The organism is Maritalea myrionectae DSM 19524 (assembly GCF_000423365.1).
Lineage (GTDB): Bacteria > Pseudomonadota > Alphaproteobacteria > Rhizobiales > Devosiaceae > Maritalea > Maritalea myrionectae.
This window is the reverse complement of sequence record NZ_AUHV01000004.1, coordinates 408,178-427,955: the sequence shown is the minus strand read 5'-3', so window position 1 is coordinate 427,955 and position 19,778 is coordinate 408,178. Positions and strand designations below refer to the sequence as shown.

Genomic DNA, 19,778 nt, shown 5'->3' with positions numbered 1-19,778 from the left:
TGATCTAGCGCTTAAGGTTGCTCAGCTGGCCATAGCGTTCCAGCCCATCTGCCAATTCAGTCTTGAGGTCGTCAAACCCTTCAAGGCCAATATTCACCCGAATCAGATTACCGTCGTGTGGCCAATGGGTTGCTGAACGTTGCGATGCGATCTTCACCGGTAGAATAAGGCTCTCATAGCCACCCCAGCTATAGCCCATGCCAAACAATTCCATTTCATCGACCATGGCGGCGATCGCGTCCTCGCCTGCAGGCTTTAGGATAAACGCAAACAGAGTGCCAGCGCCGCGGAAGTCGCGGGCGAAAATCTCATGTTGTGGATGTTGGGCGAGGGCCGGGTGCAACACCTTGTCCACCAAAGGGTGGCTTTCAAGCCATGTCGCCATTTTAAGCGCTTTTTCACTTTGATCGCGCATGCGCAATTCCAAAGTGCGCAAACCGCGACCGATCAAAAAGCTGTCCTCTGGTGAAACACAAACACCAAGGGCGCGATAGGTCTTCTTAACGGCCTTTGCGTACTGTTCATCAGCCGTAATGGTGCCAAACATAACGTCTGAATGGCCCGCAAACACTTTTGTACCCGCGTGGATAACGATGTTTGCACCCAAATCTAACGGATTGTAATAAAGCGGCGATGCCCAGCTATTGTCGGCAAGAATGGCAATGTCTCGCGGGCCACAGACCTTGGCAATGGCGGGCAGGTCCTGCACCTCAAACGTCAGTGAACCGGGTGACTCTGTCATCACAGCGCGCGTGTTGGGCTGCAACAAGTCTTCAATGCCCGCACCAATGGTGGGATCATAATAACGGGTTGTGATTCCCATCTTATCCAAAACCTGATCGCAAAACTGTCGGGTCGGTTCATAGACTGTGTCGCACATCAATAAGTCGTCGCCTGCGCTCAAGACCGACAATAAAGCTGTGGTGATGGCGCTGACCCCGGACGGCGCCAACAAGGTGTCTGCGCCATGTTCGAGTTCAGTGATGACGGCGCGGACCGCATCATCCGTAGGGTTGCCGTGGCGACCATAAGGATAGGCGCGCTTATTGCCCTTGATCTGATCATAACTGTCAAAAATGACCGTGGACCCGCGTACAATCGGAGTATTCACAAATCCAAATTGTTGTTTAGGGTCGCGACCATGGTGCGTAACTACGGTCGCAGGACTTTTTGGTGCTGGATTGGTATCTTTTTTGTTCATTTATTTTGCCGTTATCAAAACTTTTTTTCTAATCGTGACTTTTACTTACATTAGATTGGGTGAGATTTACATTAGTTTTATCAACACTCTTGACCCCAAAGCAAAAGTGCTCTTCGATAGTGCATACGCGCACATTCCACTGTGCAGCGTTAAGCCTCCATCCAAGGAGGGTGAGGCAAAAAAATTAAAAGGGTTAGGAAAAAAGGCAACGTTATGAATAAAAAAATCGTAACAATCGCTCTCGGAGCGGCGCTGAGCCTTTCAGCGTCAGCTGCATTGGCGGACACACTGGAAGATGTGCAGGCAAAAGGTTACCTGCAGTGTGGTGTAACACCAAGTACACCAGGCTTTGCGTCTCCAGATGAAAACAACAACTGGTCAGGCATCGATGTTGACTATTGTCGTGCGATGGCTGCAGCGATCTTTGATGATCCAGAAGCAGTTCGTTTCACGCCATTGACATCAAAAGAGCGTTTCACAGCGCTTTCTTCAGGTGAAATCGATGTGTTGTCACGTACAACAACATGGACCATGAGCCGCGACACCAACTTGGGCATCTCCTTTACAGGCGTAATGTTCTATGATGGTCAGGGCTTTATGGTGCCGAAAGATCTCGGCGTTAACTCTGCTCTTGAGCTTTCAGACGCTGCTGTATGTATCGAATCCGGTACAACAACAGAATTGAACGCTGCTGACTACTTCGCCACAAATGGCATGAACTACAACCCAGTTGTGTTCGAAGACCAAGACGAAGTTGTTAAAGCTTATGACGATGGCCGTTGTGACGTGTTCACAACTGACTCATCAGCATTGGCCGCTGAGCGTTTCTCACTTGCAGATCCAGATGCGCACAAAATCTTGCCGCAAATCATCTCAAAAGAGCCTTTGGGCCCATCAGTTCGTCAGGGTGACGATCTGTGGTTCAACATCTCTCGCTGGGTGTATTTCGCACTGCTCGAAGCTGAAGAGTATGGCGTAAACCAAGCCAACGTTGATGAAATGCTTGGCTCTGAAAACCCATCTGTTCGTCGTTTGCTCGGCGTTGAAGGTGAATTCGGCAGCTATGTTGGCCTTCCAGGCGATTGGGCATACCGCGTCATCAAGCACGTTGGTAACTACGCTGACGTTTATGAGCGTAACGTGACACCAATTGGTATCGAACGTGCAGGCTCATTGAACGACCTTTGGACACGTGGTGGTCTTCAGTACTCACCGCCAATTCGTTAATCTGAATTGAGTTGTTTGGCTCGGCGCACATTGCGCCGGGCCATTTTTTCGGGGGAGGGCATTGCCCGCCAAAAGGTGAAATACAACACCTTGAAAAGACTACTCAACAATAAGAAAAAGGGTAGCCATGGCCAAGAGTCAGGAACAGCTGCATGAACGCCGCAGCTTATCATCATTAATATATGACCCTCAATTTCGCTCGTATGCGTTTCAGATTCTACTGCTCCTTGTATTGGTAGGGTTTGGTTGGTGGATTGTGCAAAACACGGTCACCAATCTTCAAGCGCAGAACAAGACGACAGGGTTTGACTTTCTCAGCAACACAGCCGGTTTTGATATCGGCTTTTCATTGGTACCCTACAGCAGGGAATCAACCTATCTCGAAGTGTTTTATGTGGGGATACTGAACACACTTCTTGTTGCGATTACCGGCATTGTTTTGGCAACATTGCTCGGCTTTGTGCTCGGGATCGCACGACTATCGTCAAACTGGATTATCGCGCGTTTGGCGACAATCTATATCGAAATCATCCGTAATATCCCGCTGCTTTTGCAGTTGTTTTTCTGGTATTTCGCGGTGCTAAAATCCATGCCCTCTGTGCGAAGCAGTCTGGAATTGGTTGGCGGCGCGGTGTTCCTAAACAACCGTGGGTTATATTTGCCCAACCCAAATGCGAACAGCGCATTTCTTTGGGTGCAAATCGCAATTGCATTGGTGCTGGTTGGTGGATTTTTCCTTCAGCGCTGGTCAATTCGTCGGGTGGAACTAACGGGTGAACGCTTTCCGTATATTCCAGTGTTTCTCGTCCTACTGATTGTGGTGCCAACAGTGACCTGGTTCGTTTCAGGGGCTGAATGGAACATCACTTACCCGGAATTAAACCGTTTCAACTTCCAAGGCGGTATCCAATTGCCTCCTGAATTTGTCGCGCTTTTGTTCGGTTTGGTGATCTATACGGCTGCCTTTATCGGTGAAACCGTGCGGGCTGGCATCGTGTCAGTCAGTAGCGGTCAAACAGAAGCCGCCCAATCGCTGGGGCTCAAAAATAATGACCGTTTGAATTTGGTTGTTATTCCACAGGCGATGCGGGTGATCGTACCTCCTTTGACCAGTCAATATCTGAACCTGACCAAAAACTCATCGCTCGCGGTGGCTATTGGTTATCCGGACATTGTTAACGTATTTATGGGTACGGCACTCAACCAGTCCGGTAAGGCTATTGAAGTGATTTTCATGACGATGATGGTGTATCTCACCCTGTCATTGCTCACATCGATGATCATGAACTGGTACAACGCGCGCATTGCGCTGACAGAGCGATAGGAGGGACCCGTTATGTCGAATGATATCGCTTATGTGCGTAAGGAAATGGCGCCTGATATGCCGCCACCGGTTACGCAAACCGGCATCATGGGGTGGATGAGGAAAAACCTTTTCCTTGATATTCCAAATAGCCTCATGACCATTTTGGCGCTAGCCTTCTTGGTGTGGACGGTACCAACGCTGTTCAACTTTCTGATCGGCAATGCTGTTTTTGTTGCAGAAGACGGCACGCTATGTCGCGCACCTGAAGCTGGGGCGTGTTGGGCCTATGTGATCGACCGTTTTGACTTCTATATCTATGGTTTCTATCCAGATTCCGAATATTGGCGTCCAAATTTGGTCTTCATCGTTGCGGCCTTGTTGATCACACACCTATTGTGGCCCGATCTACCTTATAAAGGGATCTCTGCCATCGCGTTCTTTGTTGGGTTGCCAATCTTGGCGGTGATCCTGTTGAACGGCGGTAGCTTTGGTCTTCCTGAGGTGACCACCGAGAAGTGGGGTGGCCTGATGGTCACACTGATTATCGCATCGGTGGGTATCGTGGTGTCGCTACCTCTCGGCGTCGTGTTGGCGCTGGGGCGTCGATCACACATGCCGTTTGTTAAATATGTCTCGATTGCCTTTATTGAATTGTGGCGGGCAGTGCCGTTGATCACGGTGTTGTTCATGGCGTCAGTCATGCTGCCATTGTTCTTGCCTGAAGGTACAACAATCGACAAAATCCTGCGTGCTCTTGTGGGCGTGGCGCTCTTCCAAACAGCTTATATGGCTGAGGTTGTGCGTGGCGGTCTGCAAGCTTTGCCTAAGGGACAATATGAAGCTGCGAATGCATTGGGGCTGAACTATTTCAAATCCATGTATCTCATCATTCTTCCGCAGGCGTTGAAACACGTCATTCCCGGCATCGTGAACAGCTTTATCTCCCTGTTCAAAGATACGTCGTTGGTTTCCATCGTGGGGCTATTCGATCTGTTGGGCACGGTGCAGGCCACCTCGGCTTTGGTCGAGTGGAAAGCACCACACCAGGCAACGACAGGTTATTTGTTTGCTGCATCCATTTTTTGGATTTTCTGTTTCGGCATGTCGCGTTATTCCATGTACATGGAGCGCCGGTTGGACACGGGACATAAGGAGTAAAAAATGTCAGAAGTTAAAGAAGAAGATATCTCCGTAGATCGTTCGAAAATGACCGTGTCTGAAACAGACGTGGCGATTGAAATCACGGATATGAATAAGTGGTTCGGTGACTTTCATGTGTTGAAAGACATCAATTTGAAAGTGATGAAGGGCGAGCGGATCGTTATTGCGGGTCCTTCTGGGTCCGGCAAGTCAACGCTGATCCGTTGCATCAACCGTTTGGAAGAGCATCAACAAGGGCACATCATTGTTGATGGTATCGAGTTGACCTCTGACTTGAAACGGATTGATGAAGTGCGTCGCGAAGTGGGAATGGTGTTCCAGCACTTCAACCTCTTCCCGCATTTGACCATCATGGAAAACTGCACACTGGCCCCAATGTGGGTGCGTGGCATTCCGAAGGCGGAAGCTGAGGAAACAGCCATGCACTATCTTGAGCGGGTAAAAATTCCCGAGCAGGCACAAAAATATCCTGGACAATTGTCCGGTGGTCAGCAGCAACGTGTGGCAATCGCACGTTCACTGTGCATGAACCCTAATATCATGCTGTTTGACGAACCTACCTCCGCGCTTGACCCTGAAATGATCAAGGAAGTGCTGGATGTGATGGTGAACTTGGCCGAAACTGGCATGACCATGTTGTGCGTAACCCACGAGATGGGCTTTGCCCGTCAGGTGGCAAACCGCGTGATTTTCATGGACCAAGGGCAAATCATTGAACAAAATGAACCAGATGCGTTCTTTGATAATCCGCAGCATGAACGGACAAAATTGTTCCTAAGCCAGATTTTACACTAGAAACTCTTGCTTTATCGGTAGTTATTCGCTTTGCTGATAGCTATCGGGGAATTTAATGAGGCGGCCCTGTGGGGCCGCCTTTTGCTTATTAGGTGTTCAGGTGCGTACATTCATAGCTTTGGTTTTGCTCTTTTTCGGGTGGAGCAGCATTGCATCCGCAGACACATTGGAAACAGTGCGCGAGCGCGGCTTTGTAAAATGTGGGGCAAATCAGGGACATCGGGGGTTCTCAAACCTGTCGGCTGAAGGGTTCTGGTCCGGCTTCGATGTGGATTTGTGCCGGGCTGTATCTGCCGCCATTTTCTCTGATCCAAGCCGTGTTGAATTTGTCGAATATGCCGGTGATTTTCGCATGACGCCGCTGCGCGTGGGCGAAGTCGATCTGATGTCGCGCAATGGCTACTGGAACATGCCGCGGGATAACGTCTTTGACGTGGTTTATACCGGGGTCGTGTTCTACGATGGTCAGGGCATCATGGTGCGTGACGAAGCTGAAGTTGTCTCAGCACTTGAGCTAAAAGATATCTCTGTTTGCGTGGTTGCAAATTCGCTGCAACATGACGTGCTCGAGCGCTTCTTCTTTAACAACCAGATTTCCTACCAAGAAGTGATGGTGGAAGATTCGGCCGATTTGGCCGGCGCCTATATGGCCGGCATTTGCGATGCGGTGACGGCGTCGGCAACCAGCTTGCAAGAAATAAAGATCAACGCGATCAACCCGTCTCAACACCGCATCCTGCCAGAGCGGCTCAGCAAGGAGCCCATGGGGCCTGTGGTGCGCAAGGGCGATATGAAATGGCAAACGATTATCCGGTGGGTGCTGTTTGCCATGATCAATGCCGAAGAGCTCGGCGTGAATTCCCGCAATATCGACACAATGGCCGAGGCAAAAAATCCACGCATGCGGCGTCTGCTGGGCATTGAAGGTGAATTTGGTCAGGCCTTGGGCCTCAATGCGACTTGGGCGCAGGACATTATCCGTCATGTGGGCAATTATGGCGAAGTCTATGAGCGTAACTTCGGCAACACATCAGGGCTGATGATCCCTCGCGGTGCCAATGAGCTCTGGACCAAAGGCGGGCTGCATTACGCGCCCCCAATTCGATAGCGGCGCTAGTCAGCCACGCTCAATTTCGACCCATGCACCCGCTCTGTTTGGAGTTGATCAGGTTCGATATCTGCGTTGTCCAAGCAAAAGAAATTGACGCCATATTCGTCGGGCTTTGAGCGCCGCCGATGGAAGGTGTAAATGCCACAAATTTTGCAAAAGTGATGTTTGGCGATCTTCATGTTCCATTGATAAGTCGCCAGTGAATCCGCGCCCGAAATCAATCGAAACTGTGATTCATGCACCCCCACCATCAATGCATTCTTTTTGCGGCATAGTGAGCAATCGCATTTTAGCGCGCTTTTCAGTTCGCTATCAATCTCAAATTGAATTTCGCCGCAATGGCAACTGCCCTGATAAGTTTTCATTTCATTCCTCGGCAAAATGGATCGCAACGCGCCGATTTTGCTTGCCCTTCTTTTCCACCTTGCCCAAACGCATGGGGCCGATTTCTTGAGTGTTGGCAACATGGGTGCCGCCACAGGGCTGCCAGTCAATGGTCTCATCACCATCAACAATGCGGATCATGCGAATTTTGCCTTGGCCAGATGGTGGCTTGACCGACATGGTTTTCACCAAATCCGGATTGGCGTCCAACTCTTCCTCGGTGATCCATTCCTCACGCACATCAAGATTGCGGGCAATCAGCGCATTCAGTTGGGCCGCCAACGCTTCCTTGTCTTCAGGCGGTTCGGGCATTTGAAAATCAAGACGAGACTTTGCTGCGCCAATTGAGCCGCCAGTTACGGGCAGGGGGATGACGACGGAAAGCAGATGCAGCGCCGTATGCATACGCATCAACTTATAGCGATTTTCCCAATCAATATGGGCGGTTACTTTCTCGCCCGTCGCAAGTCCATGCCCTTCTTGCTCTGGTACAAGCATGCATTTTGTTTTGTCGCCTTCCGGATGTACACAGGTAGAAATGGCGACTTTATCGCCGTTTCCGCGCTCTAAAAAACCGAAGTCACCCGGCTGGCCGCCGGATGTGGCGTAAAAATTGGAGCGATCCAATATGATGCCGCCATTCTCGCCAATGGACGAGATTGTGGCGGCAGCAGTTGTTAGATATGCATCTTCGCGAAAAAGAAAATCAGTCTGCGTCATTCTCAAAAACCGTACTCATGTCAATCTCATGAGTGTGGCTTAAGAATTCAGGCACTGGCAAGTCCTTCTCGCGCAAAAACATTGGGTTAAACAGTTTTGACTGATAACGGTTGCCATAGTCGCAAAGGATGGTGACAATTGTTGAACCCGGCCCCAAATCACGCGCCATTTTAACAGCACCCGCAATATTGATGGCGCTAGACCCACCCAAGCAAATGCCTTCATGCTGCAACAGGTCGAAGATATAGGGTAGGGCTTCCGCGTCTGAGATCTGGTAAGCATGGTCCGGCGTAAAGCCTTCCAAATTAGCCGTAATGCGACCCTGGCCAATGCCTTCAGTGATGGAGCCGCCTTGTGAGGCAAATTCGCCGCTGGTGTAAAAGCTATAGAGCGCAGCACCCATCGGATCGGCCAACCCGATCTTGATGTCTTTATTGCGTTCTTTCAGCGCTTGGGACACACCAGCCAGCGTGCCACCTGAGCCAACCGCACAAATGAACCCGTCAATTTTGCCGCCGGTTTGCTCAAAAATTTCCGGTCCGGTGGTCTCAATGTGGGCTTGTCTGTTGGCAACATTGTCAAACTGGTTCGCCCAAATCGCACCTTCCGGCAATTCGTTCGCCAGTTTTTCAGCCAAGCGGCCCGAAACCTTCACATAATTGTTCGGGTTTTTATATGGCTTTGCCGGCACTTCAATCAAAGTGGCCCCCGCCAAGCGCAGCGAGTCCTTCTTTTCTTTCGATTGCGTTTCCGGAATCACAATGACCGACTTGTAGCCTAGGGCATTGGCCACCATGGATAGCCCGATGCCCGTATTGCCTGCGGTGCCTTCAACAATTGTGCCGCCTGGCTTCAACAAGCCTTTGCGCTCAGCGTCACGCACAATATAGAGCGCCGCACGATCCTTTACCGACTGCCCGGGGTTCAAAAACTCTGCCTTGCCCCAAATCTCGCATCCGGTTGCTTCCGATACAGCGTTCAAGCGAATAAGTGGCGTATCGCCAATGGCGCCAAGAATGTCGTTGTGCTTGTCATTGTGCTTTGTCATCGAAAAAATCCTTTGGTGTGTTGGCTCAAAACTAAGCAGTGCGGCCAAAGCGATCAAGTCTAGAGTGAAGAAAAGAAAAGGCTTTTTCCAATTCTCCCATAAGACAATGCGAAAAAACTAATATGGCTTGAAAGCGCAAAAATAGAATTGCGCGAAATGGGCCATTTGGGCCGCGCATATGTTGTGGCGACGTTGTCGGAGAAAACTCAATTTTGCGGAAATAGTTTGCTCGGATTCGACTTTTTCGCGCGAAATGATTTTCCCTTCTTTGCGTCGTTTGAGGGAAATAAACCACAGATAGGATGAACCACGAAATTCTGGAAGGTTTTGAAATAAGTCATTGAGTTTATTACTTGTTTCGATTTGTCTCTGTGTTTATTTTGAACGCGTTTAAACAAGCGGGTCTAAAAACATGCCAGAAACACATCACAGTCATCTCGACGCTTTGGAAGCGGAGAGCATTGAGATATTTCGCGAAGTCGCGGCCAGTTTTGAGCGGCCGGTAATGATGTATTCGATTGGCAAGGATTCAAGCGTGCTTTTGCATTTGGCGCGCAAGGCATTTTTTCCTTCAAAGATTCCGTTCCCGCTTTTGCATGTGGACACCACGTTTAAGTTCCGCGAAATGATCGCCTTTCGCGATCGCATGGCCGAGCAGCATGGCTTTGATTTGATCACCCATACGAACCAAGAAGGGGTGGCTGAGAACATCAACCCGTTTGACCATGGGTCTGCGCGCTATACGGACATTATGAAAACCGTGGCGCTGCGCCAGGCGTTGAACGCTGGACAATATGATGCAGCGATTGGTGGTGCGCGGCGTGATGAGGAAAAGTCCCGCGCCAAGGAACGTGTGTTCTCGCACCGCAATGCCCAACATGCATGGGACCCAAAAAACCAACGACCCGAACTTTGGCGCTTGTTCAATACCCGCATTTCCCCGGGCGAGAGCATGCGCGTGTTCCCCTTGTCCAATTGGACCGAGTTGGACATTTGGACCTACATTTATAAAGAGGAAATCGAGATCCCGTCGCTTTATCTGGCCAAGCCGCGTCCTGTGGTGGAGCGTTCTGGCACTTTGATCATGGTCGATGATGATCGTTTGCCTTTGGAAGAAGGCGAAGTGCCAGAAGAAAAGATGGTGCGGTTTCGCACCCTTGGCTGCTATCCGCTGACCGGCGCTCTTGAATCTGAGGCGGCCACCTTGCCTGAAATCATTATGGAAATGAACGCTTCGCGCACCTCAGAGCGGGAAGGGCGCTTGATCGATAGCGATCAGGCCGGATCGATGGAGAAGAAAAAGCAAGAGGGCTACTTCTAATGAGCAACGCAACTGTGACAGAACAAGCCCAACCTCTTGAGATTGAACAATGGCTGAGCGCCCAGACAGACAAAAGCATCTTGCGCTTTTTGACCTGTGGCTCGGTGGATGATGGCAAATCTACCCTGATCGGTCGTTTGCTTTATGATAGCCAGTTGATCCTTGATGACCAATTGGCGTCGCTGCAAAAAGAAAGCCACAACCGCACCACGGGCGATGAGGGGATCGACTTCTCACTTTTGGTGGACGGGCTGACCGCGGAGCGCGAGCAGGGCATCACCATTGATGTGGCCTATCGGTTCTTTACCACCGAAAAGCGCAAATTTATTGTCGCCGATACCCCGGGCCACGAGCAATATACCCGCAATATGGCCACGGGCGCGTCGAACGCTGATTTGGCGATTGTGCTGATTGATGCGCGCAAAGGCGTGCTGACCCAAACCAAGCGCCATAGCTTTATTCTGTCGCTGATTGGGGTCAAACATGTGGTGGCCGTGGTCAATAAGATCGACCTGGTCGATTACGACAAGAAAGTCTTTGACCAGATTGATGCGGAATATCGCGAATTTGCGGCCCAACTTGGCTTTAAGAGCTTGGTGACCGTGCCGATTTCTGCATTGCGCGGCGATAACATCGTCAGCAAAAGTGAGAATATGGATTGGTATCACGGGCCGCAATTGGTCCCGTACCTTGAAGAGATTGATGTGGCTGAAGATCGGGTGGCCCAGCCATTCCGCTTTCCGGTGCAATGGGTGAACCGTGCCAGCCTCGACTTTCGCGGCTTTTCTGGCACCTTGGCTTCTGGCCAAATCAAGCCAGGTGATGATGTGCTGGTGGCCGCCTCGCGCAAACCTGCCAAGATCAAACGTATCGTTACTATGGATGGTGATTTGGCTGTGGCCCAAGCGGGTGAAGCCGTCACTTTGGTGTTGGACCGTGAAGTCGACATCTCGCGCGGCGATGTGTTGTCCGCCCCGGGCGAGACGCCAGAATTTTCCAACCAGTTCCAAGCACAATTGATTTGGATGCATGAAAAACCGGCGATGCCGGGCCGTTCCTACTTGATCAAGATCGGTAGCCAGACGGTGCCCGCGACCATCACCAACATCAAGCAAAAAACCAATGTGAACACGCTGGAGCAAAACCCGGCCAAATGCCTCGAACTCAATGAAGTGGGCACCATAACGCTGGCCACCGACAAACCCATTGCGTTTGATGCTTATGCCCAAAATGCGGTCACAGGCGGATTTATCCTGATTGATCGCCTGTCCAACGCCACCTTGGGCGCGGGCACGATTGAGTTTGGTTTGCGCCGGGCGCAAAACCTGACCTATCAGGATTTTGATGTGAACCGCAAAGTGCGGGCTGAGATGAAGGGGCAAACGCCACGCATTGTGTGGTTCACTGGCCTATCCGGTTCCGGCAAATCCACCATCGCCAACTTGCTCGAAAAGCGGATTACAGCTGAAGGCAAACACACCTACATTTTGGACGGCGACAATGTGCGCCATGGCCTCAACAAAGATCTTGGCTTTACCGATGAAGACCGGGTGGAAAACATCCGCCGTGTGGCCGAAGTGGCGAAGCTCATGGCCGACGCAGGCCTAATCGTACTTGTCTCCTTCATCTCACCGTTCAAAAACGAGCGCCGCTTAGCGCGCGAAGTGGCCGGCGATATCGATTTTGTCGAAGCCTATGTGAACACACCCCTTGAGGTGTGCGCCGAGCGAGATCCGAAAGGGCTTTACGCCCGCGCCAAGGCTGGGGAAATCAAAAACTTCACAGGGTTGGATTCTCCCTTTGAAGCCCCCGAACGCGCCGATATCACCCTCAACGCGGCAGAGCATGATCCAACCGATCTCGCCAACGAACTCTACGATCTGCTGTTTGAAGGGCATCAGTATAGTGCCCTCTAGTTCTGTTTGATGCAGCATTGATCAAGTGGCGGCCCTGGGGCCGCCATTTCATTTTTAATGGCAATTTATCCATATCTAAAAGAACTGTTTAACCCCGAATTGCAGTGGCGTTGCCGCATTAACTTTTACGTACATATTCCCGTGCAGGTTGTGACCAGTTAAAGAAATGGTCATTGGAGGAAGAATATGAAACGCGCACTTTTGGGTTTGATCCCTGCACTCATGCTGGGTACATCTTTGCCAGCCATGGCAGAGCCGCTTAGTCTGGAAAACATGTCCGAAGCGACCCGCAGCAAGCTCATCCGTAATTGTGATGCCCATTCAAACGCGTCAGGCACAACTCCTGCCGTTTGCAAAGCACTTGAAGCCTACCAAGCCGAGAATGGTGATGATTCAGGCGAAGGTGAAGATGATGCTGACGGCGACGGCGACGACGATGATGATGACGACGGCAATCGCGGCAAAGGCAATAATAATGGCAAAGCTAAGGGCCATGGCAAAGATGCAGCGGATAAAGGCAAGGGCAAAAATAAAGACAAAGACGATGACGACGACGATGATGATGATGATGATGATGATGACGATTCTGGGGAAGAAGGCGACGCCTAGGCGCTAACGCTCCCCTGAATTTGAAGTGAAGAAGGCGGCCCGTGGGCCGCCTTTATTTATTGCACCACATTCACTTCCAGGCTGCCCAGTCTCTCGTCCAGCGAGGCACGGTCATGCCAGGTGCCCGCCAACATCACGCCACTGATTGTATTTGTGTTGGCGATGTTTTCCACTGGATTTGCATCGAGCAACACCAAGTCTGCAAATTTGCCCTCGGCAACGCCACCAAAATCATCAGTGCGGCCCAGATATTGTGCAGGAATGGTTGTCGCACTGCGCAACACATCCATGGGCGAGAGCCCGGCGCGAACCAGCAACGACATTTCGTGATGGGCTGAGAAGCCCGGCACAACCATGCTGTCGTTGGCGTCAGTGCCCAACATAATGTCCACGCCGCGTGAATGCGCCAATTCGGTCAATGCCAGACCACGTTCAAAAAAGGCGGGGTAATGCCTTCGAATTTCTTCGGGCTCACCAGCCATATTATCAATGTCGCGTTTCCATTCACCCCATTGCATTTCACCGATATATTTTAGGGCATCCATCTCAAAAAAGCTGGGGTCGGTGACGCGCACATCAAATTCGCGGGTGATATGTGTGGGCACATAATAGACATTATGCTCAACCATGGCGTTGATGGTCGTCTCGCAACGTTCCTCATTGGCGGTCGCAAGGCTTTGCTCTAGCGTCATTTGGTCAGTGGGGTACTCAACTGACTTATCACCTTGGGTAAGCTTGATAAATCGCTCTTTGTACGCAACGCCCCAGAGGCTGCAATCCCACACCAGATCGCGCGCATGCTCAACCGATTTGATGCCCATCTTCGCCGCGTCGGCAATGTCCATGGTCAGTGGCACATGTCCGCCCACGGGCAAGCCCTTGGCTTTTGCTTGCTCAAAAAAGCCTGTCGCGGCTTCAAGCGTGGTGGGATGATACATCTTAATCAGGTCAACTTCTCGCTCGGCAAGAAAATCAATGACCTTACGGGCGTGATCTTCGGTGAACGGTACAAACTCCTCCATCGATTTCTCGGGCATTCGAGGAGATTTGTCAGACATCACGGGTGCACTGGAGATTTCCACAATACGCGGGCCAAAACTCTCGCCACGCAAATTGCTGTCGTGGGCGTCGCGTAGATCATCAACGCATAGAAATACCTCTGGCCCGCCCGGCCAGCAATCCCCCGCCATATCGCGAACGCTGGTCACGCCGTTGGCCAACAATAATTGTTGGCTGGATTCTAAAACAGGCTTGATGGACAAATGCACATGCATATCCATTAAGCCCGGCATCAAATATTTGCCCTTGCCAGATATTACCTTTGTAGCGGTTTTTTCTGGTGTCTCACCCGAAACGATTTCAGCGATTCTGCCATCGCGAATATAGACATCGCGTGTTGGCAAAACTTGTTCGGTTTCCGGGTCAACGATGGTGACGTCATCAAAAAGCACATCAAAGGGGGGCATTTCGTCATCTGCAATGGCACCAAGAGCGATCAGTGGCGATGCAGCAACGGCGAGTAAAACCGAGCGCGGCAATTTCTTAAAAGTAATTTTTTGCATTTTCCATCCTCCATTATGTTTATGGAGGTGGTGAGCAGTCGCCAATAATCAAGCCAACTGGATGTCGCCCAAGTCTTGTGCGCAGGCTAAACGCATGAACACAATAGAATAATTAGATTGAAAATTTAAAAGGATCGGCCGCCGAGCAGTCAGATTCACAAGGTTCTGACAGAGAGAGAAGAGGCTCGGCGGCAGACTGCAGTTGTTACTCGGCTGGCATCTTGTCGTGCCATTCATATCCTGGTCGTTGGTAAAAGAAGCCATTGGAAAATGGCGCATCCACACGATCATCGCGCATTTTTTTCAAGGCTTCGGATGGACTAATTTTGTCCCGCAGCACGTCATCGAACGCAGAAATGGCGGTGAAGGTACCTATGCTTTGCGGTGAAATGCGCAGTCGGTTGATGCCGATCTCTTGTAATTCGTCGAGGCACTCGACCAGATTAAGGATCGAATGAGACTGGGTTTGAATGCCATTCACAGTCAAGAACTCGTCGCCTTCAAGCGTATCGAGCCGCATCCCGTCTGGATCTTGATCGCAGACGAACAAGCAGGAATCTTTGGTGCGATTGTGCGCGCGTGCATGGTAGCAGCGGGCAGACAACGCCAGGGACATGCGCCCATAAACCTGCACTTCCAACGCCACATCATAAGGCTTTGCGGCTTCCGCAAGTTCGGCAATCCCAACCTTTGGCATTTCAGGGTTGAGGCAAATGGACTTGGCGCCATTTTCCGCATAAACCGCCAACGCTTCTTCGTTATAGCAGTTCATCAATGGCCCTATATAATGCGGGTCTTGCCCCATTTGTTGCAGCGCCGAAACATCGTTTGCTTCAATCGGAAAGCCTTCTGAAATTGCAACTCGCTTGACCAAACGACGGTCAATATCGGTGGTCACCTCTGAAAGGGTGGAAAATACCACTTCTTTGCCCGCATCGTGCAAACGTTCCACCACGTCCGGCAACTGGTTGTCATAGAGCGGTGCGCGCTTGGAACAAATGACCTCACCCAGAAATACGGTGTGAATGGGCGTTTCATCAGCGATCCTAAAATAGAAGTCTCGCCAATCTTCAGGCGCCCAATTATATTGAACAGGACCAAGTGTTAGCTGTGCGGTCATCAACTATCTCCAGCTTTTTGATTTGAAAGCACCTTGGGTTTCTTTATGCCCCTCGGTCAGCGCGATCAGTTCGGTAATGTCCGGCTCGTCGCCCGCCGCATAGGCATCCACCGCGTCACGAAACGCTGAAACGACCGAACGAATATAGGCGCGGGAGCGCTGCCGTCCTTCAATTTTGAGCGCGGTAACGCCCGCTCGCATCAGGTCGGGCAGCAAACGGGTCAGGTTTAGGCTGATCGGCTCTTCAAAGGCGTAATAGTTTTTCTTATGCGCCGTATCATAGCGACCTTTGCAGATGGTGGGATACCCCGCCGTTTCGCCGCATGAAATGCAGTCAATAGCAAAGTCGCCGAGGCGCGTTGTCAGGCCATCTTCTTCATCGGGCTCATAATCGACATGGCTCGCGGGCGAACAAACCCCATCCATATTGGTGGAAATGCCAGTGACATAGTTGGTGAGTGAGCAGCGCCCTTCAGCCATCATGCCGATATTGCCGAACACAAATGCCTCAATCTCACAATCAATCGCATCATGCACGCGCTTGATTTCCGGTACGGTCAAAATACGCGGCAGCACCACGCGCTTAACGTTGAAGCGTTCAACATAGAAATTGATCGCTTCTGGCGACGAAGCACCCGCCTGCACGGAAAGGTGCAAGCGCTGATCCGGATGGGTTTCAGCGACATATTTGGCCATGCCGATATCGGCGATGATCACCGCGTCAATGCCCAATTCCACCGCGTCATCTACGGACTTTTTCCAAATATCGGTGCGCCCCGCTGTGGGGAAAGAGTTGATCGCCGCCAGCACCATTGCGTCTTTATCGTGCGCATATTTCACGCTTTCCGAAAGCTCGGCTTTCGTAAAGTTTAGGCCGGGAAAGTTCCGCGCATTTGTGGGACCTTTAAAGCCGCAATAGACCGAGTCTGCACCCGCATCAACAGCAGTGCGCAAGCTGGCAGGCGTGCCAGCGGGACACACCAATTCAGGTTTGATAAATTCACTCATGTCTTTGAACCTACAATTTTGTTGGCCGCGTCAATGCTGGCGCGCACAGGCCCGCGCAAGGGGCCAAATGCCGTCGCCACGTCGTCCGCCAAGGTGGCGTCCATATCGTCAAGCGCGTTGCGCAACGCAACGATCGCTTCCGTATCGCCGGTCACGGCAATATCGCGGTTGAAAAACAGCGCATCGCTGTCTGTTTTGCTGTCGATCATCCGCAAAAGCGTGACGAACTTGCCACTCACCAGCACGTCGTAGGGAATTTCTGCGTGCCGCGACTTGGCAACCAGCATCAGGTTTTCTGGATCTGGACGCAAAAGCAGCAAAAATGGCATGCCCTTCGCATCGATCAAAAATTGTTTGCTGCAACTATCCCCGAGCCGTTCGAACAGTTCGGGGTGAAGCTGGGCCACATGGCGCACAATGCGCCGCAAAATCGGCTGCATGGCGAACAAAGGCATCGCCTTTGAAACCGGCCCGGCATTTGAATCACTGTAGATTCGAGGTTGATGACGCTTGTGTTTATTTCGCATGACATGGTGCATACGCGGTGGAAACACGCCCGAATTTGCAAAAATGCAAACAAAATACAGTTTTCCATTCAAACAGCAGGTTGCGCGTGTCTAGAATCGATCTCGCAGCGCGTAATAAGTCATGGCTAAGCTCAGCAGTGCGCCGCGCATCATTTCACCACCGGGAAATTTAGGCGTCGGAATTCTGCTCATGAAATCAAAGCGTTCACTTTGAGCTTGCGTCATGTCGGCCATGATCTTGCCTGACATTGTCGCCATGCCCAGTCCGTGGCCCGAAAACCCAGCTGCCGAATAAATATTGGGTCCAAGCCGCGCGAAATGGGGAAGGCGATTCATTGTGATGCCCAAAGTGCCGCCCCATGCATAATCAATTTTTGCATCAGCCAATTGCGGGAAGATTTGCAACATCGGTTTGCGTGAGATTTCGACCAGATCTTTTGGGAAACGCAAACTATAGCTCTCTCCGCCGCCAAACAGCAGGCGATGATCTGGGCTAAGGCGGAAATAATTAACTACAAATCGGCTGTCAGCAACGGCTTCATTGTTGGGAATCAGCGATTTAGCACGATCCTTGCCCAACGGTTCAGTGGCCACAATAAAGCTGTTAATGGGCATAACGCGCGCATCTACCTGGCGCTCTAATCCGCCAATATAGCCATTGCAGCCCATAATCACATGATCCGCTTCGACCACGCCGTCTAAGGTATGAACCCGTACTTTCGGTCCCTGTTCAATTTTGGTTACGCGGCTTTGCTCATATATGCGCGTGCCTGCCTTATGCGCCAATTCGGCCAGCCCAAAGCAAAAAGTCAGCGGGTCTAGATGGCCGGCGCCTTTGTCCAAGCTGCCGCCATAATATTGGTCGCTGGCCACATGGTCGCGAAGGGCTGCCTGATCCAACGCCGAAATTTGATCATAGCCATAGTCGCGATTGAGCTTTTCAACATATCGCTGCGAATCCGCAACAAAGCCCGGCTTGTGATCGGCTTCGATTATACCGGGCGTATAATTGCAGTTGATGCCATGGTCAAAGATCAGGCTCTTCACCAATTGCTTGGCCTCTTCTGCAATGTCCCACAATTGGCGGGCAATTTGTTCGCCAAGCATACGTTCCAGCTTGACCTGATCCAGGCGCTGGCCGCTGCCCAGCTGACCGCCATTTCGGCCCGATGCGCCCCAACCAACACGATGCGCATCTAACAGCGCCACATCATACCCGCGGCGCGCCAAATGCAGCGCCGCCGACAGGCCAGTAAATCCGCCACCAACAACACAAACATCCGCTTTGATTTCGCCCTTTAATGGCCGATGCGGTGCCGGATGTGGCCGTTGCGCCGCATAATAAGATAACGGATAGGTGTGCTGAACATCGTTGGCAGTGAGAATATCGATCATCAGACGTTCAGCAGCAAATGCTCGCGTTCCCAAGGACTGATTTCGCCTAAAAACTCTTCAAGCTCTTGCCGTTTGATCGCTTCATAGACTTGGCAAAAATCCTCACCCAACATGCCGCGCAATTCGCGATCTTGCTGAAAGGGCACGAGTGCGTCCATCAAGGCATAGGGCAGGGTGACCCCGTCTTCATAGGCGTCACCGTCACGCATCGGGCGTGGCGAAAGCTGATTGACCATGCCCAAATAGCCACACGCCAAACTCGCGGCAATCGCCAAATAGGGGTTGCTATCCATCCCCACAATGCGGTTTTCAATCCGGCGCGCCTCTGGCGTTGAAATGGGAATACGCAGGCCCGTGGTGCGGTTATCCTGTCCCCATTCCACATTCGCTGGCGAGGAATCATCTGTTTTGAACCGTCGATAACTGTTCACATAGGGCGCGAAAATCGGCATCACGGCACCAATGTGCTTCTGGATGCCGCCCAAAAAGCCGTAAAACAAATCTGTCGGCTCTCCGTTTGCATCGGAGAAGATATTTTTGCCTGTTTTGGCATCGACGATGGATTGATGCAAATGCATCGCGCTGCCCGGCTCATCGCGCATAGGCTTGGCCATAAAGGTGGCAAAGCAATTGTTTTTCAGCGCCGCTTCGCGGATCGAGCGTTTGAAATAGAACACTTCATCTGCCAGCTTGAGCGGGTCACCATGCTGTAAATTGATTTCGATTTGCCCGGCGCCGCCTTCTTGAATCAAGGTGTCGATTTCCAAACCCTGCGCTTCGGCAAAGTCGTAAATATCGTCGATCACATCACCATATTCATCAACGGCCACCATGGAATAGGCTTGCCGCCCAATGCCCTTGCGGCCCGTGCGGCCAATAGGCGGTTCAATAGGCTCGTTCGGGTCGGTGTTGCGCCGGGTGAGGTAGAACTCAATCTCAGGCGCAATAACAGGTTGCCAGCCCTTATCGGCATAGAACGCCAAAACCCGCTTCAACACATTGCGCGGCGCGACAGCAACGGGTTCACCCTTAGTGGTCTCCAAATCGTGGATCACCTGCAAAATCACATCATCAGTCCACGGCGCAGCGCATGCGGTGCTCATAACTGGTTTGAGCACCATATCCGTTTCCATCCACTGGTCCTTGATGTCCATATCCGCATAGGCGCCGGTGATGGTTTGATAGAAGATGGATGTGGGCAGATAGAAAAATGCATCATCAGAAAACTTCTTCGCCGGCATTGTTTTGCCGCGCGAAATGCCCACGAGATCAGGCACGATACATTCAACTTCTTCTACACGGCGTCCGCCAAGCCACTCCAGAGCGGCATCAGGGAGGTTGTGGACCCATTCCTGCTTGTCGACCAT

At 51.4% G+C, this 19,778-nt stretch carries 18 protein-coding genes; 8 read left to right on the top strand and 10 right to left on the bottom strand.

The window, feature by feature from the left end:
• Window positions 1-4 precede the first annotated feature (4 nt).
• Window positions 5-1,201 (bottom strand): cystathionine beta-lyase, encoded by a 1,197-nt coding sequence (gene metC / locus G549_RS0113260; protein ID WP_027835429.1) that lies wholly within the window; start codon window positions 1,199-1,201, stop codon window positions 5-7.
• Between the two features lie 213 nt (window positions 1,202-1,414).
• On the opposite strand from metC, the gene G549_RS0113250 reads away from it, so the two are divergent.
• From G549_RS0113250 to G549_RS0113230, 5 genes are all read left to right on the top strand, one after another.
• Window positions 1,415-2,428, top strand: coding sequence for an amino acid ABC transporter substrate-binding protein (locus G549_RS0113250; RefSeq protein ID WP_027835427.1), 1,014 nt, complete (start codon window positions 1,415-1,417; stop codon window positions 2,426-2,428).
• 256 nt (window positions 2,429-2,684) lie between these two features.
• Complete coding sequence (locus tag G549_RS0113245) at window positions 2,685-3,752, top strand: amino acid ABC transporter permease (RefSeq protein WP_342773339.1); 1,068 nt, start codon at window positions 2,685-2,687, stop codon at window positions 3,750-3,752.
• A gap of 12 nt (window positions 3,753-3,764) precedes the next feature.
• Window positions 3,765-4,892 (top strand): amino acid ABC transporter permease, encoded by a 1,128-nt coding sequence (locus G549_RS0113240; RefSeq protein WP_027835425.1) that lies wholly within the window; start codon window positions 3,765-3,767, stop codon window positions 4,890-4,892.
• 3 nt (window positions 4,893-4,895) lie between these two features.
• Window positions 4,896-5,690 (top strand): amino acid ABC transporter ATP-binding protein, encoded by a 795-nt coding sequence (locus G549_RS0113235; RefSeq protein WP_036222618.1) that lies wholly within the window; start codon window positions 4,896-4,898, stop codon window positions 5,688-5,690.
• 100 nt (window positions 5,691-5,790) lie between these two features.
• The gene (locus G549_RS0113230) at window positions 5,791-6,798 is read left to right on the top strand and encodes a transporter substrate-binding domain-containing protein (RefSeq protein WP_162889226.1); all 1,008 of its coding nucleotides are present in this window, start codon (window positions 5,791-5,793) and stop codon (window positions 6,796-6,798) included.
• A gap of 5 nt (window positions 6,799-6,803) precedes the next feature.
• Here G549_RS0113230 and G549_RS20325 read toward each other — a convergent pair whose 3' ends face one another.
• Genes G549_RS20325 through G549_RS0113215 form a run of 3 tightly spaced genes read right to left on the bottom strand, consistent with a single transcriptional unit; the run spans window position 6,804 to window position 8,953 of the window.
• Window positions 6,804-7,166: a GFA family protein gene (locus G549_RS20325; protein ID WP_036222616.1), complete on the bottom strand. Its 363-nt coding sequence runs from the start codon at window positions 7,164-7,166 to the stop codon at window positions 6,804-6,806.
• A gap of 1 nt (window position 7,167) precedes the next feature.
• On the bottom strand, window positions 7,168-7,905 hold the full coding sequence (locus G549_RS0113220) for an alanyl-tRNA editing protein (RefSeq protein WP_027835422.1): 738 nt from the start codon (window positions 7,903-7,905) through the stop codon (window positions 7,168-7,170).
• Complete coding sequence (locus G549_RS0113215; protein ID WP_027835421.1) at window positions 7,892-8,953, bottom strand: cysteine synthase A; 1,062 nt, start codon at window positions 8,951-8,953, stop codon at window positions 7,892-7,894. The genes G549_RS0113220 and G549_RS0113215 overlap by 14 nt, the downstream gene beginning before the upstream one ends.
• Window positions 8,954-9,365: 412 nt before the next feature.
• Between G549_RS0113215 and cysD the strand changes: the two genes are divergently transcribed.
• From cysD to G549_RS21490, 3 genes are all read left to right on the top strand, one after another.
• Entirely contained in the window at window positions 9,366-10,274 is a 909-nt protein-coding gene (cysD, locus tag G549_RS0113205) for a sulfate adenylyltransferase subunit CysD (protein ID WP_027835420.1), read from the top strand.
• Window positions 10,274-12,190, top strand: coding sequence for a sulfate adenylyltransferase subunit CysN (gene cysN, locus G549_RS0113200; RefSeq protein ID WP_027835419.1), 1,917 nt, complete (start codon window positions 10,274-10,276; stop codon window positions 12,188-12,190). Before cysD ends, cysN begins: the two co-directional genes overlap by 1 nt.
• 186 nt (window positions 12,191-12,376) lie before the next feature.
• Entirely contained in the window at window positions 12,377-12,799 is a 423-nt protein-coding gene (locus G549_RS21490) for a hypothetical protein (RefSeq protein ID WP_051213808.1), read from the top strand.
• A 56-nt stretch (window positions 12,800-12,855) separates the two neighbouring features.
• Here G549_RS21490 and G549_RS0113190 read toward each other — a convergent pair whose 3' ends face one another.
• From G549_RS0113190 to G549_RS0113165, 6 genes are all read right to left on the bottom strand, one after another.
• On the bottom strand, window positions 12,856-14,361 hold the full coding sequence (locus G549_RS0113190) for an amidohydrolase family protein (RefSeq protein ID WP_027835418.1): 1,506 nt from the start codon (window positions 14,359-14,361) through the stop codon (window positions 12,856-12,858).
• Between the two features lie 205 nt (window positions 14,362-14,566).
• Entirely contained in the window at window positions 14,567-15,481 is a 915-nt protein-coding gene (gene ubiV / locus G549_RS0113185; RefSeq protein ID WP_027835417.1) for a ubiquinone anaerobic biosynthesis protein UbiV, read from the bottom strand.
• 3 nt (window positions 15,482-15,484) lie between these two features.
• Window positions 15,485-16,489, bottom strand: coding sequence for a ubiquinone anaerobic biosynthesis protein UbiU (gene ubiU, locus G549_RS0113180; protein WP_027835416.1), 1,005 nt, complete (start codon window positions 16,487-16,489; stop codon window positions 15,485-15,487).
• The gene (ubiT, locus tag G549_RS20315; RefSeq protein ID WP_051213807.1) at window positions 16,486-16,944 is read right to left on the bottom strand and encodes a ubiquinone anaerobic biosynthesis accessory factor UbiT; all 459 of its coding nucleotides are present in this window, start codon (window positions 16,942-16,944) and stop codon (window positions 16,486-16,488) included. Before ubiT ends, ubiU begins: the two co-directional genes overlap by 4 nt.
• 162 nt (window positions 16,945-17,106) lie before the next feature.
• Window positions 17,107-18,411, bottom strand: coding sequence for an NAD(P)/FAD-dependent oxidoreductase (locus G549_RS0113170; protein WP_210162430.1), 1,305 nt, complete (start codon window positions 18,409-18,411; stop codon window positions 17,107-17,109).
• The gene (locus G549_RS0113165; protein ID WP_027835414.1) at window positions 18,411-19,778 is read right to left on the bottom strand and encodes a glutamine synthetase family protein; all 1,368 of its coding nucleotides are present in this window, start codon (window positions 19,776-19,778) and stop codon (window positions 18,411-18,413) included. Before G549_RS0113165 ends, G549_RS0113170 begins: the two co-directional genes overlap by 1 nt.

Excerpts from the sequence above, each read along its gene's own strand:
- metC (WP_027835429.1), bottom strand. The coding sequence starts at position 1,201 with ATGAACAAAAAAGATACCAATCCAGCACCAAAAAGTCCTGCGACCGTA.
- G549_RS0113250 (WP_027835427.1), top strand. The coding sequence starts at position 1,415 with ATGAATAAAAAAATCGTAACAATCGCTCTCGGAGCGGCGCTGAGCCTT.
- G549_RS0113240 (WP_027835425.1), top strand. The coding sequence starts at position 3,765 with ATGTCGAATGATATCGCTTATGTGCGTAAGGAAATGGCGCCTGATATG.
- G549_RS0113235 (WP_036222618.1), top strand. The coding sequence starts at position 4,896 with ATGTCAGAAGTTAAAGAAGAAGATATCTCCGTAGATCGTTCGAAAATG.
- G549_RS20325 (WP_036222616.1), bottom strand. The coding sequence starts at position 7,166 with ATGAAAACTTATCAGGGCAGTTGCCATTGCGGCGAAATTCAATTTGAG.
- G549_RS0113220 (WP_027835422.1), bottom strand. The coding sequence starts at position 7,905 with ATGACGCAGACTGATTTTCTTTTTCGCGAAGATGCATATCTAACAACT.
- G549_RS0113215 (WP_027835421.1), bottom strand. The coding sequence starts at position 8,953 with ATGACAAAGCACAATGACAAGCACAACGACATTCTTGGCGCCATTGGC.
- cysD (WP_027835420.1), top strand. The coding sequence starts at position 9,366 with ATGCCAGAAACACATCACAGTCATCTCGACGCTTTGGAAGCGGAGAGC.
- cysN (WP_027835419.1), top strand. The coding sequence starts at position 10,274 with ATGAGCAACGCAACTGTGACAGAACAAGCCCAACCTCTTGAGATTGAA.
- G549_RS21490 (WP_051213808.1), top strand. The coding sequence starts at position 12,377 with ATGAAACGCGCACTTTTGGGTTTGATCCCTGCACTCATGCTGGGTACA.
- G549_RS0113190 (WP_027835418.1), bottom strand. The coding sequence starts at position 14,361 with ATGCAAAAAATTACTTTTAAGAAATTGCCGCGCTCGGTTTTACTCGCC.
- ubiV (WP_027835417.1), bottom strand. The coding sequence starts at position 15,481 with ATGACCGCACAGCTAACACTTGGTCCTGTTCAATATAATTGGGCGCCT.
- ubiU (WP_027835416.1), bottom strand. The coding sequence starts at position 16,489 with ATGAGTGAATTTATCAAACCTGAATTGGTGTGTCCCGCTGGCACGCCT.
- ubiT (WP_051213807.1), bottom strand. The coding sequence starts at position 16,944 with ATGCCTTTGTTCGCCATGCAGCCGATTTTGCGGCGCATTGTGCGCCAT.
- G549_RS0113170 (WP_210162430.1), bottom strand. The coding sequence starts at position 18,411 with ATGATCGATATTCTCACTGCCAACGATGTTCAGCACACCTATCCGTTA.
- G549_RS0113165 (WP_027835414.1), bottom strand. The coding sequence starts at position 19,778 with ATGGTCGACAAGCAGGAATGGGTCCACAACCTCCCTGATGCCGCTCTG.